This window comes from Alicyclobacillus sp. SO9 (assembly GCF_016406125.1).
Classification (GTDB): domain Bacteria; phylum Bacillota; class Bacilli; order Alicyclobacillales; family Alicyclobacillaceae; genus SO9.
Window position 1 is genome coordinate 3689196 of sequence record NZ_CP066339.1, and the last position, 16699, is coordinate 3705894.

The window sequence follows — 16699 nt, forward strand, 5'->3', positions numbered from 1 at the left end:
GCAGCCCCTCCTAGTTACTCTTAATCGACAGCTTGTGTTTTGCGTACTCTTCACCAAACTTTGTTGCGGCTGACGTCATGATGTCCAGGTTTCCAGCGTAGACAGGCAAATAGTCACCCAGTCCTTCCACTTCAATGGAGACGCTCACAACGTTATTCCTGTAGATGACCTCTCGGTTCAACCGATACCCTGGTACGTAGGTCTTCACATGCTCCACCATTTCCCGAATCGACTGCTCGATGCGGTCATACACATCCCGACCAGTATCCTCAATCTGACAGTAGATAGTATCTCGCATCAGAATCGGCGGATCGGCTGGATTTAAGATGATGATGGCCTTCCCGACTTTCGCACCGCCAATCTGTTCAATCCCTTTTGCCGTGGTCTCCGTAAACTCATCAATGTTTTGCCGGGTACCAGGTCCTGCACTCTTGCTGGAGATTGTCGCAACAATCTCCGCGTAAGAAACTCCGACAACTCGGCTGACCGCATGGACAATGGGGATTGTGGCCTGGCCGCCGCAAGTCACCATATTCACATTGATGGAGTCCAAGTGTTCATGAAGGTTGACGCCCGTAATCACATAGGGACCTCTTGCTGCAGGCGTCAGATCGATGGCCTGAATCCCCCGCTCGCGCAAAAGCTTTGCATGCCTGACATGAGCCTTGGCGCTGGTTGCATCAAACACCACATCCGGTTTCATACCTCGTTCCAGTTCAGCCTTGAGCCCCTCATGTGACACTTCGAGACCCCGTGCTCGGGCTCTCTTTAGACCGTCAGAATCCGGGTCGATACCAATCATCCAACGGGGTTCAATCCATTCACTCCGCTGCAGTTTTACCATCAAGTCTGTTCCAATATTGCCTGAGCCTACGATGGCTGCGGACAGTTTGGTCATCTTGTTGCCTCCTTCGATTACAACTTGGCAGTAAATTTGACTCAACCTCTTATTGCGCTCTCGCACCTGTTTTGGACTCGTTGTCAGCGCGTGTCGCACTGACCGTACCCAGTCGGCCGAAAGAGACCGAGACACTGTCTCCAGGATGAAACGTGACTGCGGCGCTGACAGCACCTGACAAGACCACATCTCCCGCCTTCAGCTTCGTGCCAAGGGAATTGAGCTTATTCGCCAACCAGGCCACAGAGACGGCTGGATGTCCGAGGACAGCAGCACCGGCTCCGGTTTGGACAACACTGCCATTCATCTTCATAACCCCACCAATGGTGCCTAGATTGACCTTGTCAATGCTCGTATAGAGGTCGCCGAGAACAAAACAGCCTGAGGACGCATTGTCGGCTACCGTATCAGGCAGCTTGATTTTCCAGTCCGCAACACGGCTGTCAATCACTTCAATGGCTGGCACCACATATTCTGTCGCCTGAAGCACATCCCGTACCGTAGTCTTCACACTGTCCAAGTCGTGCTTCAGAATGAACGCCAGTTCAGGCTCAACCTTTGGCTGGATCAACGGGTAGTCCACAACAGTACCCGATTCGTAATACATGGATTGAAACAGGTGTCCAAAATCCGGCTCAGGTACACCAAGCATGCGCTGCATCGGTTTGCTTGTCAGACCGACTTTGTGACCCACCACAGTGTCACCCCGGTCTGTCCTCCGTTCGACATTGCGCATCTGGACCTGGTAAGCCTGTTCCACTGACAATTCTGGAAACCGTTCAGTCAGAGGGCCGACGGGGACCAAACTCTGTTCCGACTTGTCAAGCAGATGGGCACATTCAGCAATCAAATCTGCTGTTTTTTCCATAGCAGGTCCCCCTTCCTAAAACTTCACGCAGACATTTTTCAATTCACTGAAAAACTCAAAGCTGTGGACGCCGCCTTCACGGCCAATCCCGCTTTCCTTCATCCCGCCAAAGGGTGTACGCAAATCGCGCAAGAACCAACTGTTAATCCAGATAATTCCTGCTTCCAGCTGACCCGCCACACGGTGAGCCTTCTTTAAGTCGGTAGTCCAAATCGTCCCGCTGAGGCCATACCGGGTATTGTTGGCGGCAGCAAGAACCTCTTCTTCCGTATCAAAGGGCTGGATTGTAATGACTGGTCCAAACACTTCCTGCTGCACAATCTCGCAGGATTCATTTACGTCTACAATGATGGTGGGTTCGAGGTAGCACCCTTTTCCCATATGAGCCGGACGTTTTCCTCCAGTCAAGATTCGACCGCCCTGTTCCACCGCGCGTTGCACAAATCCCTCCACGCGATGTAGATGTTCGCGGCTGATCAGGGCACCTACATTTGTGCTCTCATCCATCGGGTCTCCGACCTGCAACGCTTGAGCCCTCTCAACCAGGCGCTCGACAAACGTATCGTACAGGGGGCGCTCCACATAGATACGCGATCCACACAGACAAACCTCACCCTGGTTACTAAAACTGGAGCGAATGGTGGTTTCAATCACGTCATCGATATCAGCGTCGGCGAACACAATGTTGGGATTCTTACCGCCAAGCTCAAAGGACAGTTTTTTCAATGTGCTGGCGGCTGACTGCATAATCGCTTTGCCTGTGGTGGTTTCCCCTGTCAAGGAGATAAGGTCTACATCTGGGTGCTCCGTTAAATAAGCCCCTGCTGAATCTGGACCAAAGCCGTGAACAATGTTCAGTACGCCGTCCGGCAAACCCGCTTCCTTACAGATTTCTGCAAGCTTCGTCGCCGTTGTCGGGGTCAATTCGGCCGGTTTAATGACACATGTGTCACCCGCAGCCAGGCAAGGAGCTACTTTCCAGGTCAACAACAGCAGCGGCAGGTTCCATGGAGAAATCAGCGCGGCGACACCCGCCGGCCTGCGCAACGCATAATTGAGCGCGACCCCCTCCATTTCAAAGCACTCCGTGCTGAGTCCTTTCACAAAGTCTGCGAAGAAACGAAAGTTGTACGCCGCCCGTGGAATATCCAGATGCCTGGATAGACTGAAAGGTTTCCCCGTGTCTTTGGTTTCCAGCAGCGCTAATTCTTCCTGGCGTTCTTCAATCAGGTCGGCAATCCGGTTCATGACTTTTGCTCGCTCGGCCGGGGTAGTCTTCCCCCATGTGGAAAATGCTGTCTTGGCGGCTGTCACGGCATTGTGAACATCTTGTCTTCCGCCCTCACAAACCTCGCTGATGACTTCGTCTGTAGCCGGATTTATGTTTTCAAACGTCTTTCCGTCTACACTTGCAACGAACTCTCCGTTGATAAAATGCTGTATTTTCTCCATATTCTGAACCCTCTCATCGTTGTGTTAGATTAATGCACCGAAACGGATGCCGTTGGCAGGTATCTATGAAATGGTTGCCCCCACTGGTTGCATTGTCAGGACAGGATTGCCCGATCCCGACGACGGACCATACCCATGCAACCTACCTGCAAAGTTCCCTTGCAGGACGCCCAAAAGCATGGCAACATGCCGCCCCCCAGCTTCCACTCCTGCTGCACGCACATAGGATGGAAGCATTTCAGCCGCGGATTCCGTATCTCCTTTTACCAAATAAGAGCAAAATTCTCTGTCCAATGCTTGCTCTGTGATATTCGGCCAAAATTCTGGGCCGCGGCGCAAATTGTGTGCCAGTGCCCCGCTTGCAATGAAGACGACACGCAACTGTGTTTCTTGGAACACTTGTGCCATGACAGCACCCCACTTTGTGGTCTCTTCCAGAGATGCGGCCTGACAAACAGATAAATCGACAATAGGTATATCACCCTTGACTAAGTATCGCAGGGGAACAACCGTACCGTAGTCCCACATGTATGTTTCATCATTGATGCTCTCAACTTTGAGTCCAGCGGACTTTCCGGATTCTACCAGTTCCTGCGCAAGTTCCGGATGACCCTGAAAGTCGTAGTGAACATCCGTTATAATGTCCGGGCACTCCACCGCAGTCAGAACCCCTTTGTGCCTCGGTGTTGCATCCACATAGTGTGTAAAACTGGACTGCCAATGACACGAGACGAGGACAATCACATCAGGATGCAGACTTTCAATTAGGTCTGCCGTCTTTACCATCGCATCCACCAGCGGCTGCTGAAACGCTGCAACCTTATCCTTGTGACAAATACGCGGAGTATGGGGAGAAATCATTGCTAATTCCAGACTCACAACTTTTACCTCCCTTAAAACCTGGATTTAGACGAATTTAAGCTTTGCAAGCTTCCATTCTTGTTGACTTGACAACAGCTTGAAAGACTTCATGAAAGCGCTTTGTTATTCTGTATACTATCACCTATAATTAAGAGGAACTATATAAGCGTTCCTTCATGCGGAACATCAGACAGAGAATTTGTATTTTTCACAATGATTTGATTGAGGGGGTGAACGAGTGATTGAGGAAAAAAAGCAGTCTGAGCAAAGTACACTGTCCTCCCTCGAAAATGCCCTTCGCATCATTCAGAGTTTCACCGTCGATGCTCCTGAGAAAGGCGTCACTGAGATGGCCCGTTCTCTGCAAATCTCCAAAAGTACGGTACACCGTGTGTTCACCACTCTGGAGAAAGCCGGCTTTGTGCGAAAAGATGAGGATACACATAGATACCGGCTTGGACTTTCAGTGCTGAGTCTGGCCGGTGTGTTGATGTCAAACATGGAAATTTATCGAGAGGGGCAGCATCTGCTCGAGGATTTTGTAAACCGCTTTGATGAGTCCGTCCATTTAGCCGTTTTGGAAGGCTACAGCACCGTTTATGTCAGTAAGCTCGAATCCCAGCATCCCGTGAAAATCCTGACGCACCTTGGACGAAAAAACCCGCTTCACTGCACCAGTTCCGGAAAGGTCATTCTCGCCTATCAATCACAAGAGATGATTGAGGAAGTCATACAGATGGGCTTACATAAATTCACAAAAACAACCATAACAAAACCAAATGTCTTTCGGCGACATTTGGACGAGATTCGAGAGGCAGGGTACGCCATCAGCCACAGTGAGTTGCGGGATGGTGTGGCATCAATTGCTGTGCCTGTAAGGGATTATACCCGGAATGTCATTGGAGCCGTCACCGTAGTTGGGCCGGAACAACGTTTTACCCCCCGTAAAATGGATGAGTTGTCAAAACAGCTAATTCGCGTCGGGAAGGAGATTTCTACACGTCTAGGATACTATGAGCGGCGTCTATGAGAACCGCTCAGTTTATTCTCCAGCATACAAACTCAGATGGGTCGACCCATTCAAATTTCGGTCAAAACGGTTCCTGTACCGCCATGCATTTGAAGCACAACGGTACAGGCCTTTTCATCTCTTCATCAAGAGTTTTAAAACGGATACTGCCTCGGTTCGTACTGTACCGAAATCCATTTTGTCGTCGTGAATTCCTCCAAAGCCCAGGGGCCGTTGTAGCGCCCGACTCCAGAGCCTTTCTCACCGCCAAAAGCCACAAGCGGCTCATCGTTCACTGTTCCGTCATTCACATGAATCATACCGGTTTCAATTTGCTTCGCGACTTCGACACCTCTTTCCAAATTGCGTGTAAAGACAGCACCGCTGAGTCCGTAGTCACTGTTGTTTGCAACCCGGATTGCCTCTTCTTCTGATTCCACCGGCATAACGGCTATGACAGGACCAAACATTTCAACCTGTGCACAGGACATTGTCTCTGTCACGTCTGACAGGACAATTGGCTCTACCACATTTCCTTTAACCTCACCTTGATAAGCGATTTTTGCACCTTGCTTTACACTTTCCTCTACAAAACTCATCAATTTCTCTACTTGGTTGTGGTTAATCAACGGGCCAATGAGTGTGTCCTGTTCGCGCGGGTCACCGGATTTGAGAGACGACGCCTTGGCAACCAACAAGTCAAGGAATCGAGGATATACGTCCCTGTGTACAATCGCTCGGTTGGTACACATACAGATTTGACCCTGGTGCGTAAACCGGCTAAATGCCGTTGCATTGACAGCCAACTCCACGTCTGCGTCATCAAGGACAATTAATGCGCTGTTGCCGCCGAGTTCAAGTCCGACTCGTTTCAGATTCCGTGAAGCCACTTCACCAATATGGCGGCCCACCGGGGTCGATCCCGTAAATGAAATGACACTCGGAATGGGATGCTCGACAAACGCATCTCCAATCTCCTTGATATCGGCAATCACCACGTTAAAGAGGCCCTTCGGAAGTCCCGCCTCTTCAAAGACTTTCGCAAGAATGAGGCCTCCAGTCACACCCGCAGCTTCATGAGGTTTGAGCACAACACCGTTCCCTGCACCAAGTGCCGGTGCTACAGCCCGCGCTGACAACACCATAGGGAAATTAAACGGGCTGATGACGCCGACTACCCCGGCCGGCAGTTGGAATAGACGATTTTCCTTTCCTGGAATGGTAGCCGGAATAATTCTCCCTTCCATTCGAAGCGGATACGAGGCAGCCTCGCGAATGAAATTTTTCACTAGGGATACTTCCACCATTGCCTTGAGAAAGGTACCTCCAATTTCCTCAGCCATCAAGCGGGCAATATCCTCTGTGTAGGAGTCTAACACCTGTGCTGCCCGCTCCAGTACATCGCGCTTCTCAAAGGCATTTATCCTTGCCCATTCAACTTGCGCCTTCTTTGCAGATTGATATGCCTCGTCAATGTCAGCGACTGACGCCAATCGGATTTCTGCCACGGTTGACTCGTCAAACGGATTTTTGTCTGCATAAGTCGTGTCGCTGCTCCCGTCTCTCCATTCTCCTCCAATATACTGCTTGCCAAGTGACTTAAAATCTAACATGACAACCCCTCCGATTCTATTCATTCAAGTCTCCGCTGCGGTACACTCCAACTGATTCAAAAGCGGATTATTCTGAATCCATATTTCATTTTGTATCTATTTGTCAGTATTCTGCCGAGACGCACTGAGACGCTTGCTCGGTCTGCGCCGGCTTGAACTAGATGAAAGTAGTTAAATTGGGTAAATGAAGCACAGATTCATCCGGATAAACCGTTCTCTCTTTGATTCTCCATCCATTGCCGCGCTTTACAAGGACATCCCGCCTCGTACCAAACAACTGCTCGGCTGTTTTATCTCTCCGACTGCGGAGGAGCAGAAAGTAACTGACCGCCACCACCTCCTTCTCCCGTTCCTCTTCAATAAGTACATTCGTTATCATGTGCCTGGTCCTCGACGGCGGGTCTTCTGCCCAAGCCGATGTTGTATTCAACCGATTGACACGCGTCCTTATACTCCCCTTCGTCTCATCGAGAAAAGTCATACTCTCAACAATGTCCTCTCCAGAAGCCTTGTCGAGGGTCACCCGTAACGGCATTCGATACACGAGGTTGTCATCTAACAATTCGAGCCATTCATCCAACCGTCGATTATCCAGAAGGGCAGCTTCACGGTAGAAAAACTCCGCTACATCTTCCCGTATACCACTCATGGCCATCCTCCTTATAAGTTCTCTTTTCAGTCATTTCATGCCGTAATTGTTGCCCAGTCAGTCTATTAATAAGTCGACCCAGTGTTCATAGAACGATCTCGAAATTGCATCCAAATAGCATGTGGGATAGGCTGTACCCGGCCCGGGCCAGTCCTTATCCGGAGTCACCCTGTCCAGTCCCATCAAGTAGTTCAACACGTTGTTGTAGTGCACATCCTTATCCTGAGCCATAAATCCTTTGCTGGCATCCACCACTCGTGTCCAAATTTCCGTATCATCCTGCTCCAATGTTCCAGCTGGTCCGAATGAGCCAATGTAGCTCTTGTAGGACGCCTCCTTAAACACTTCTGGTGCATCTTTGTCCACCAAGCACCAGGACCACACCTCAATTTCATCTGGTCCCAGGGGGCGCCAGACTCGAAAATTCACAAAGCTGGTGAGCGGTTCATCCGGACCTCCCGTACCATGCATAGGGCTGACAAAAGACAGATTTGGAAAGCAACTGCCAACAATAACGACAGTTCTATAGAAAATATCCAGTTGGTCTTCGTTCAGATTCCGCGCAAACATGGGCCACATTTCTTCTGGTAAACCCTGGTACGGGTTTTGCGTGGTTCCATCCTTCGTCGTAATCATGTTGACACCGTGTCCGTTCTTCAAAACTATCTGGTGTCCGTAGCTGGCAAACAAAGGGTCCTTGGGGCTGATTCCAAGTTCCACCGTAGACCGATGGGTCATGGCAGTATGATACGGGTCACCGCCAAAATTGTCTGAACTTATTTTCCAATTGGTCGCAACCCGCCAACGATGAGGTACTCCCCTCACTTCCAATCCATTGTCACTGCGACCCAACATAATATCGAAATACCAGCGCATCTCGCCCAAAAAGTCCTCTAAGGGTTCCACGTCGGGATTCAAAGAAGCAAAAATCATCCCCTGGTAACTGTCCACTCTTGGAATCTTACGAAGGGACCACTCACTCCGGTCTAATTCCTCGCCATAGACCTGATTTCCAGCGACAATGCCAATCAGTTCTCCACTGAGGTTAAAGGTCCAGCCGTGGTACGGACACGTAAATGTCTTGTTGCTCCCAAAATCCGCACTGCAAAGCTGCGTACCGCGATGTGAACAGGAGTTCAGGTATGCTTGGATGCGGCCTTCACTGTCGCGTAGTAAAAGAACGGGATCGTGCACAATCCATCGGGTTATATAATCTCCCGGATTCTCAATCTCTGATTCATGTCCAATGAAGTTCCAAGTCTTCGCATAAATATGTGCTAGTTCCCTTTCATAGATATCTTCATTTGCAAAGGCCCACTGTGGTAAAACACCTCTTTGAATTTTCTCTTTAACTTCACGCAATACTTCTTGGTCGAGTACGCGTTTGACCAATGGCTTTAACCTCCCATTCCCGCAAAATCCACGCTTAAAAGCGCTTTCATAAATTTGATAATTCCAATAATTAAACCAATTTGTCATCAAGACTAGCACCATCGCAGTTGCTCGACTACTGCTTTGTTCCGGTATCTGGAACACACACAACAAAATAATTCAGTTGAAAAATGCAGGCTGTTCCGCATAGAGGGACAAAGCCATAGTACCCTTATACCAGCAATGATACCGTTTACATTAAATTATCTAAAAATTTGCACAGTAGGAGGCGTATTTATGTCTGACTACACCAAACCAAGTTGGCGTAGGTATGAGAATTTTATTGTCATTACGATGTTCTTCACGTACGGCTTTGTCATGATGGATCGTTTGAGCATTACCTATCTGTTTCCTTTTCTGGCCCCCGCTCTAAAGTTGAATGACACGCAAATTGGTCTGTCCGTCTCGATTCTGTCAATCTGTTGGGCTGTATCGAGTTGGATATTTTCCAGCGCCTCAGACTTATTGAGCAAAAAGAAGGCATTTCTCGTTGTTATTGTTCTCATCTTCTCCCTGGCATCTTTTTCAACCGGGTTGGCAGCTACCTTCACCGCTTTGATGCTGGCACGGGGGCTAATGGGCGCTGCCGAGGGACCTGTTGTCACATTAGCGCAGGCCGCTGTTATCGCCGACTCGTCCACGAAACGGCGGGGCTTCAATATGGGACTGGTGCAAAGTTCAACAGCATTACTCGGCGCTGTCGTTGCACCTTTGGTCGTCGTTGCCATTGCGCAGTCTATGACTTGGCGCTACTCTTTTTATATCCTCGCTATTCCCGGAATTGTTGTCGCTCTGATTCTGATGAAATTCATGAGAGAACCCAAAATGAGCAAAGAAGTATCCGAACACATTCACACCAAACCTAAACTTTCCGATTACAAAAAAGCATTTCAGCATCGAAACATCTGGCTCGGCATGGTCATGTCAATTGGATTCATGAGTTGGCTGTTTGCATTCACTACATTTGCGCCAACCTTCTTGGTAAAAATCGATAAGATCAGCCCGTCCTATGTTTCCCTGATTATGAGTGCAATGGGACTGGGAAGCTTTATCTGGGGACTTGTTCTTCCGTCACTGTCCGATAGATTCGGGCGCAAACCCATCATGACTATCTTCGGAGCCGTTGCTATCTTCGCTCCTATCATCCCGGCTGAATTTCATCTATCTGTCGGTCCATTAATAGCCGTCATGTTCTTCCTCGCCCTGGCACAGGGCTATGCACCCATATTCATGGCAATTATCCCGTCGGAATCTGTACCCAGAGAATTTGTCGCAACTTCGATGTCCATCATCGTGTTTGTGGGCGAGCTGTTCGGAGGTACTACCGTTCCCACTGTTGCAGGTATTTTGGCCGATCACTTTAGTCCTGTTGCACCATTGTGGATGGCTGCCGCAGGCTCGTTTGTGGTCTTTTTGGCTTCCTTTGGATTAAAAGAAACCTCACCCATGAAGCTCCGTCGTCTCGAGACTAAGAGACAGATGGACAGTTCATCCCTGCCCACTGTATGACAGTAACATGGGGAATCGTGCAAATGTACGATTCCCCATGGCTGTATCTTGTACTTCCCGTAGAATGCCAGACTTCGTGATAAAATTCGCTTAGGCCAAATCGGCCGCATTTTGATATAACATTCCTTCTTCGTCTTGCCAATCCATAGCGGCCGTTAGATTGTGAAATAACTGCATCGTCGTCACTGTGCCAACCCCTCCGGGTGTAGGCGAAAGTGCCCTCACCTTATCTGCCACCTCAGTATCCACATCTCCAACAATGTTTCCCTCGCTCTCGTTTATACCGGCGTCAATAATGACGTGTTGGGAATGAACCATGTCAGGTGTAATGAGACCTGCCTTTCCGACGGCTACGAAAATAATGTCAGCCGCCTTTGTATGCAGAGAGACATCCTTGGTTCCAGCATGACAGACTGTAACGGTTGCATTATTCCGCACCAGCAGGTGAAACAACGGCTGCCCAACTGTTTCACCAAAGCCGACAAGTGCCACATGTTTTCCTGACACCGAATAGCCAAAGTGATTGAGCAGCTTCACTGCAGCCACAGGAGTAGCTGGATAAAGACCCTTGTCACCTGTCATATTCGCAAATCGATTGATTTTCGTTAGGCCGTCAACATCCTTATAAGGTGAAATAGCTTGTGTCACACGCGACGTGTCGATGTGCGCCGGCAAGGGCAGTTCAACCATGATTCCGTGTACAGAACTGTCATGGTTTAACTGCTGAATCTTCTCTATTATGGTCCCAGTTGACGCGTCCCGGCCAAAGTGAAGAATCTCGTATTCAATCCCCAGTTTCGCAGCAGTCTTCCCTTTGGATTTTGCGTAGTACGCACACGCTGCATCCCCTTCAACAAGAACTGTTACAATTCTTGGCCGGATGCCGCTCTGCACATAGGCCTCCACTTTCAATTTAATAGAAGCCCTAATTTCCTCAGCGACTTGCTTGCCATACATTTCAATCGTCACAACTCTCCACTCCCCATGTGCTACTTCCCGGAGGGCCGTCTGTGAAACGCTGTCGTGGCTGACGCTAGGTCAGAGGCAGCGCAAATATGAGAAAGTTGCTAGCACAGAAAAGACCGCCCAGGTTGTCCATTTTGGTCACCCAGGCGGTCGGCTGTTAACGATTGTACTTCCTCGTGGTTATCCACGTATCCGCCAGTCATACAATCGATGATATTCAAGTGATAAGCAACTGCACAAAATTTCAATACCGCGTCCAAACTGTATTCTGCAACGGACTGAATTACGGAATCACTATAACAACTGAAGCGGACTTCGTCAACAAGGCGTGGGCATTTCCCGATTCCTGCTAGTTCCAGTTTTCGCTTGCGAGGTCTGCCGTGGGATGTGTAGCATTCTCAAGTTCGGCGGCACTTTCAACGACCGAAGGCTGTGTGTCGGAGACAGGAAGGGAAACCGAAAAGGTCGTCCCTGCGTTGACCTTACTGGTAACCTGAATTTGGCCCTTCATGAGTTGAATGAACCTGTATGATGTCATGAGTCCTAGTCCTGTCCCCTTGTGTTTTGTCGAATAGAAAGGCTTACCCAGCCGTTGAATCTGTTCGGATGTCATGCCGATTCCGGTATCGCTGACGGTGATACCAACTGCTCTTCGGCGTCGGCGTATTTGCACTGACAGCGTCCCTCCCTTTGGCATTGCCTCTATTCCATTCTTCATGATGTTCAGTACGCACTTTGAAAATCTCTCTCCGTCGATAGACATGTAAACATCCGTCTCCAAATTTTGAATCACACTGACATTGTGAAGTGTAGCGTATGGGGTGATCGATGCAAGCGACTGCTGAATCAATTGCGATACGTTCACCCGTTCCATGTTGTTTAGTTGTGGATGAGACAAGGAAAGGTATTCGTCAATGACAGAGGAAGCTTTGTCCAGTTCGCCTAGAACGATGTTCAAATAGTCTCTCCTTGTCTGCTCAGAATTGTTTTCCTGGAGAAGCTGCAAAAAACCACGGGACACAGTCAGTGGATTTCTTATCTCGTGGGCTATAGAAGCCGTCAACGAGTTGACCAGTTGCACTTTCTCAAGTTCTTGCAAGTGATGTCTCATCTCAACGTTGCTGCGTACGGTATCAATCAAAAAAACGACCATGACAGTCGTTGCGACTTCGACAATTCCCCATTCGCACAGGAACCACAGGTGCTTGGGTTCAATTGGATACCTGAGAATCACAACCATTATGTTCAGTACCACAGGAGCAGCATTGAGCAGGGCGGCCACTACAACTTTTTTTGCCTTGGAGTACCGGACAAAGCGCGGATTTATGTAAAAGGCCAAGACCAGGATGGGTGTAAAAGTGAGGAGCATTTGTAGAAATCCGCTTCCTCCAATAACATACCGATACACAAAAGATGTGGTCGTCACGGCCAAACCGGGACCAATTCCTCCATACAAAATGCTAAGAAGAATTACAACAAGTCTGAGGTCGTAGAGTTGACCGGGAAACAAAGTGAAGGGAAAGGTCATACATAGAACTACTGCTGTACTGGGCAGTAATAGCAATATCCAACGCACATATTTTTCATGAAACACATGTCTCGATGCAAACAACCCAAATATGCACAAGAATATAATAAACACATTCAGCAACAGATTATCAACGGGCAATTCTACCACGCTCCAAACAACGTTATTTACTGTTGATATCAGAACACGTAATCACAGACACCGTGGTCAACTGCTTGAGGATACGGGTAAAACAATTGAAACTGTGGTTCCTTTATCAACACGGCTTCGAATTTCGATTCTTCCGCCGTGGCTGCGTACAATCTGCTGTGTCACCATCATGCCCAGACCAGTCCCATCTTCCTTCGTGGTGAAAAAAGGCTCGCCAATCATGGCGATACTGTCTTCCGGGATGCCACATCCTTCGTCCGCAACACAAACAGTCACTTCATTCGAACCTGTTTGCTCCGTTTGAACTGTAATCGTCCCGCCAGTTGGCATAGCATCCAGCGCATTTCGAATAATGTTGATGAACACTTGCTTCATTTGGCTTTCATCACAGACAATGGGAGGAAGTATAGAAAAGTTCGTCTGGATTACCGTGTTGTTCATAATTGCTTCGCCTTTTAGAAACGCCAATGTTGTCTCAATGATATGTTTGAGGTCGTGAATTCGCATACTCTCTGAATGCGGTTTCGACAGGACAAGAAATTCACCCACAATTGTATTCATTCGTTGGAGCTCGGACGCCATGATGTCAAAATAGTCGTCCATGCCTGCTCGGCCAGATTGGATGAGTTGGACAAACCCCATGAGAGAAGTCAACGGATTTCTGATTTCGTGCGCGATACCCGCAGCTAATTGTCCGAGGACATGAAGCTTTTCCGAGCGTTCCAGCATGCCACGAGTCCTGATACGCTCCTCTTCTGCTCGTTTTTGTTCTGTAATGTCCACAGCCAAGCCAATAAGCCGCTTGAGGTCTCCGTCACTACCCCGAATCGGAATGACCCTGTCATGTATCCAGCGAACCTCTCCGTTGGGATGAATGACACGATAATCATCGATAAACTGGATTCCATCATGAACCCGATTCATTTGTTCTCGCACAGACTCAACATCATCCGGGTGGATATTTTCATAGCAACTTGACGGATCCCGTAAAATTCTTTCAACAGGGATTCCCCAAATTTTCTCGCTGCCAGGCGATACTTGAATAACGGTTTTAGACGGCCATATCTGTGCCCAGAGCGCTACATCAAGCGTGTCAAAAATCGTTTTAATCTGCTCTTTCGTATACTCCAATTCATGCTTTGTCAGTTGCTCATCTGTTGTATCTCGTGCAATCACATGCGAACCAATCACACGGTTGTCCAATTCAATTGGAACACGCTTCAGTTGAACATAAACTGAATGGCCGCTACTATGGGTTATGAGCCCTTCTCCATACACACAATCGTCCGCATACATATTTGCAGAAGGATGCCGGTGCCACTCCATCCTATTAAATACATCCGTTAAATCCATGGTTTTCAACGAATCAGAAGAATGCCCTGTTATCCGCTCACATGCGGGATTGGCAGAAGTAATCCGGCCCGTAACTGTGATTTCGAAGATGCCGTCGGGGTGCCCCTTTAATAAGCTGTCGTATTTAGCCTGTAGCTTGCCCTCTTGTGTTTCAAGTGGGGTTGTCAGAGCGTTACCGTATGCGTCGGTTCCGCAGTTCATTGATGCAGTTCCCACAAACAACACCCTTTTCATCTGAATTTTCGTAAATCCTTCTACAAAAATAACTCGATATCCTCTTCGTCATGCAGCTCATCAGAATAAATGCGAAACTGGCGGTAGAAATTTCACACTCGGGACAAGGTTTTTCAAGACACCCGCCGTTACAATGACTCCTTCTCACACGTATCGTGAACCATGAAACCGAGAGGGGGATATCGCTATGTACGGAGCATTTGGAGGCTATACGAGGTGGGCCGTGGTGTTCTTAATTATTTTTGTGTTGTTTATACTCCTCGTGCCATACTCAGTCACAACCTGTACTACAACACCCGTATACTAGAGTACACCGACAGAAGATGTATCACAACGGGGGCTGCAAGGCATATCGTGGTGGGAATCCAGTTGACAGCCCCCGAATCTGTCATCGTACACCATAAACTGCTTCACTGACACAGGTCTCATCAAATCTTTACGGTTGAAGTTCCCAGATTTTCAGTGCCTTAATGAGTGTCTTCCCTTTTCCAGAAAACACCTCCAGTCTGTCACTGGTTGGCATGGGATAAATCCGATTCGTCATGACCTTAACACCATGGTTTACGAATATCTCTATAGAACTGGTGTCGAGGAAGATTTGCAAATGCAGCAACTCGTCGCCACGGTCCACGGTGCAGGTTGACGATGTTGTATCTCCTGCGCCAGAATGGCTTCGATAGAATTCAAGTTCACTCTTCAAACGGTCAAACTTCAGTACGCTCTCTTCAGAACCATCCTCTGCGCACCGAAACTTCATACCAAAGCAGTCTGCATCTGTTTCGTCCAGGTCATATTCGATTTCAATTTCCAATTGAATGCCTCGAACAGCTTGCAGTGGATTGCGGCTGCGAGGTGTCAAAAGTACATTGCAGCGTGTCAGCAGTTCGTTACTCCTCAGTTTCATCATTTCGGCAACAGGCAAAGACAGCAATTGTCCGTTCGGATTAAGCTCGAGCCTGCGCGGCAGGGTAAGGGCTCCTGACCATCCATCTTGTTGACTTGGCATAGACGTTCCCCATGTATTCATCCATCCAAAGCCAATCGTCCGCCCACTGTCGTCCTGAAAACTTTGCGCGGCGTAGAAATCCTGCCCCTCATCCAATCGAGCTGTGTGCTCTGTTGTGAACTCACCTGTCTCATAATTCAGGTCTCCAACCATATACAGGTTTGAGCAGTTTTCCATTCCTTCTGGCGACACCAAAAATACACTCTTGCGACCAAATGGCAGGACGTCCGGACATTCCCAGTTGTACCCTTGTACACCATTACTTTGGTTGATTACTGAGACATAGTCCCAGTCCAATAGATTCTTTGATTGATACAGCACTGCACGGCCATGACCGTTCTTTCCGGTGCCAAGAACCATGTACCAATTGTCGTTATGCTTCCACACTTTAGGATCCCGAAAGTCTTCCGACGCCTCCGACGGCGGACTTGAAATAATGGGATTGAGAGGATGCTTCCGAAAGGAAACGCCGCCGTCATCGCTCGTCGCCATACACTGAACTTCTTTGGGGCTTTTGCTGTCCGAATGTCCGGTATAAAACAGATACAGCTTTCCAGCGTGCACAACGGCGCTTCCCGAGAAACACCCATTTTCGTCGTAGTCTTCACTTGGTGCCAAAGCGATGGGCAGTTCACTCCAATGGACTAAATCATCGCTAACCACGTGCCCCCAATGCATGGGTCCCTGGTATGGACTAAAGGGATGATACTGATAGAACACATGATACTTTCCTTGAAAATACACTAAGCCGTTCGGGTCGTTCATCCAATTTACACTGGGTGCGACATGATACTTCGGCCGATATCGGTCATTCACTGCACCTGCTGCCTGGTTTTTGTAAGCGTCAGCTCGTTTAATGAGGATTTGGTGTCTGTCATGCAAATTCATCGATTGCTCTCCTCGGACTTTTCCAAATAGTTGAAGCGCACCTGAACTAGTCGTAATGGGTGCTGTGTCCCACATGATACTGCTGCTATACTGCTCCATTGAATACTCCCCACGGTAAGCAGTGGCCTACTAAAAAATAGGTTGTCCTCAGCATAGGAATTTTCTCTGATTTGGAAGACACTATTCATGGAGGCAGTCAGCACACTACTCCTTATATCACAGCCATCCATCACACTCCAGTGGAAGTTTGCTCACTCCTCTGCATTCCGATTTACCGGCAATTA

At 48.6% G+C, this 16699-nt stretch carries 13 protein-coding genes and 1 riboswitch; of the genes, 2 read left to right on the plus strand and 11 right to left on the minus strand.

The window, feature by feature from the left end; translation table 11 throughout:
• Positions 1–10: 10 nt before the first annotated feature.
• The 4 genes from GI364_RS17380 to GI364_RS17395 form a co-directional block, all read right to left on the minus strand.
• Complete coding sequence (locus GI364_RS17380; protein ID WP_198850493.1) at positions 11–898, minus strand: acetaldehyde dehydrogenase (acetylating); 888 nt, start codon at positions 896–898, stop codon at positions 11–13.
• A 49-nt stretch (positions 899–947) separates the two neighbouring features.
• The gene (locus GI364_RS17385) at positions 948–1766 is read right to left on the minus strand and encodes a 2-keto-4-pentenoate hydratase (RefSeq protein ID WP_198850494.1); all 819 of its coding nucleotides are present in this window, start codon (positions 1764–1766) and stop codon (positions 948–950) included.
• A 15-nt stretch (positions 1767–1781) separates the two neighbouring features.
• Positions 1782–3218, minus strand: a complete 1437-nt coding sequence (locus GI364_RS17390; protein ID WP_198850495.1) for an aldehyde dehydrogenase — start codon at positions 3216–3218, stop codon at positions 1782–1784.
• A 63-nt stretch (positions 3219–3281) separates the two neighbouring features.
• Positions 3282–4097: a DODA-type extradiol aromatic ring-opening family dioxygenase gene (locus GI364_RS17395; protein ID WP_198850496.1), complete on the minus strand. Its 816-nt coding sequence runs from the start codon at positions 4095–4097 to the stop codon at positions 3282–3284.
• 220 nt (positions 4098–4317) lie between these two features.
• Here GI364_RS17395 and GI364_RS17400 point away from each other — a divergent pair, with 220 nt between their 5' ends.
• On the plus strand, positions 4318–5109 hold the full coding sequence (locus GI364_RS17400; protein WP_198850497.1) for an IclR family transcriptional regulator: 792 nt from the start codon (positions 4318–4320) through the stop codon (positions 5107–5109).
• A 134-nt stretch (positions 5110–5243) separates the two neighbouring features.
• Here GI364_RS17400 and GI364_RS17405 read toward each other — a convergent pair whose 3' ends face one another.
• The 3 genes from GI364_RS17405 to GI364_RS17415 form a co-directional block, all read right to left on the minus strand.
• Positions 5244–6701, minus strand: a complete 1458-nt coding sequence (locus GI364_RS17405) for an aldehyde dehydrogenase family protein (RefSeq protein WP_198850498.1) — start codon at positions 6699–6701, stop codon at positions 5244–5246.
• A 157-nt stretch (positions 6702–6858) separates the two neighbouring features.
• On the minus strand, positions 6859–7350 hold the full coding sequence (locus tag GI364_RS17410) for an aromatic-ring-hydroxylating dioxygenase subunit beta (protein ID WP_198850499.1): 492 nt from the start codon (positions 7348–7350) through the stop codon (positions 6859–6861).
• Between the two features lie 57 nt (positions 7351–7407).
• Positions 7408–8742: an aromatic ring-hydroxylating oxygenase subunit alpha gene (locus GI364_RS17415; RefSeq protein WP_198850500.1), complete on the minus strand. Its 1335-nt coding sequence runs from the start codon at positions 8740–8742 to the stop codon at positions 7408–7410.
• A 276-nt stretch (positions 8743–9018) separates the two neighbouring features.
• Between GI364_RS17415 and GI364_RS17420 the strand changes: the two genes are divergently transcribed.
• A complete protein-coding gene (locus GI364_RS17420) occupies positions 9019–10290 on the plus strand; it encodes an MFS transporter (RefSeq protein ID WP_233095841.1) in 1272 nt (423 codons plus the stop codon).
• Between the two features lie 90 nt (positions 10291–10380).
• Here the strand turns inward: GI364_RS17420 and GI364_RS17425 are convergent, their stop codons facing one another.
• From GI364_RS17425 to GI364_RS17440, 4 genes are all read right to left on the minus strand, one after another.
• A complete protein-coding gene (locus GI364_RS17425; protein WP_233095842.1) occupies positions 10381–11259 on the minus strand; it encodes a bifunctional 5,10-methylenetetrahydrofolate dehydrogenase/5,10-methenyltetrahydrofolate cyclohydrolase in 879 nt (292 codons plus the stop codon).
• Positions 11260–11389: 130 nt separating this feature from the next.
• A riboswitch (ZMP/ZTP riboswitch) is annotated at positions 11390–11469 on the minus strand.
• A gap of 136 nt (positions 11470–11605) precedes the next feature.
• Complete coding sequence (locus GI364_RS17430) at positions 11606–12934, minus strand: ATP-binding protein (protein ID WP_370541792.1); 1329 nt, start codon at positions 12932–12934, stop codon at positions 11606–11608.
• 57 nt (positions 12935–12991) lie between these two features.
• Positions 12992–14503 carry an ATP-binding protein gene (locus GI364_RS17435; protein ID WP_198850502.1) on the minus strand — a complete coding sequence of 504 codons (1512 nt, stop codon included), beginning with the start codon at positions 14501–14503 and terminating at the stop codon, positions 12992–12994.
• Positions 14504–14957: 454 nt separating this feature from the next.
• The gene (locus GI364_RS17440) at positions 14958–16514 is read right to left on the minus strand and encodes a glycoside hydrolase family 32 protein (RefSeq protein WP_198850503.1); all 1557 of its coding nucleotides are present in this window, start codon (positions 16512–16514) and stop codon (positions 14958–14960) included.
• Between the last annotated feature and the right edge of the window lie 185 nt (positions 16515–16699).

Bases quoted from the DNA above. Each gene is read 5' to 3' on its own strand.
- GI364_RS17380 (WP_198850493.1), bottom strand. From the start codon at position 898: ATGACCAAACTGTCCGCAGCCATCGTAGGCTCAGGCAATATTGGAACA.
- GI364_RS17385 (WP_198850494.1), bottom strand. From the start codon at position 1,766: ATGGAAAAAACAGCAGATTTGATTGCTGAATGTGCCCATCTGCTTGAC.
- GI364_RS17390 (WP_198850495.1), bottom strand. From the start codon at position 3,218: ATGGAGAAAATACAGCATTTTATCAACGGAGAGTTCGTTGCAAGTGTA.
- GI364_RS17405 (WP_198850498.1), bottom strand. From the start codon at position 6,701: ATGTTAGATTTTAAGTCACTTGGCAAGCAGTATATTGGAGGAGAATGG.
- GI364_RS17410 (WP_198850499.1), bottom strand. From the start codon at position 7,350: ATGAGTGGTATACGGGAAGATGTAGCGGAGTTTTTCTACCGTGAAGCT.
- GI364_RS17420 (WP_233095841.1), top strand. From the start codon at position 9,019: ATGTCTGACTACACCAAACCAAGTTGGCGTAGGTATGAGAATTTTATT.
- GI364_RS17440 (WP_198850503.1), bottom strand. From the start codon at position 16,514: ATGGAGCAGTATAGCAGCAGTATCATGTGGGACACAGCACCCATTACG.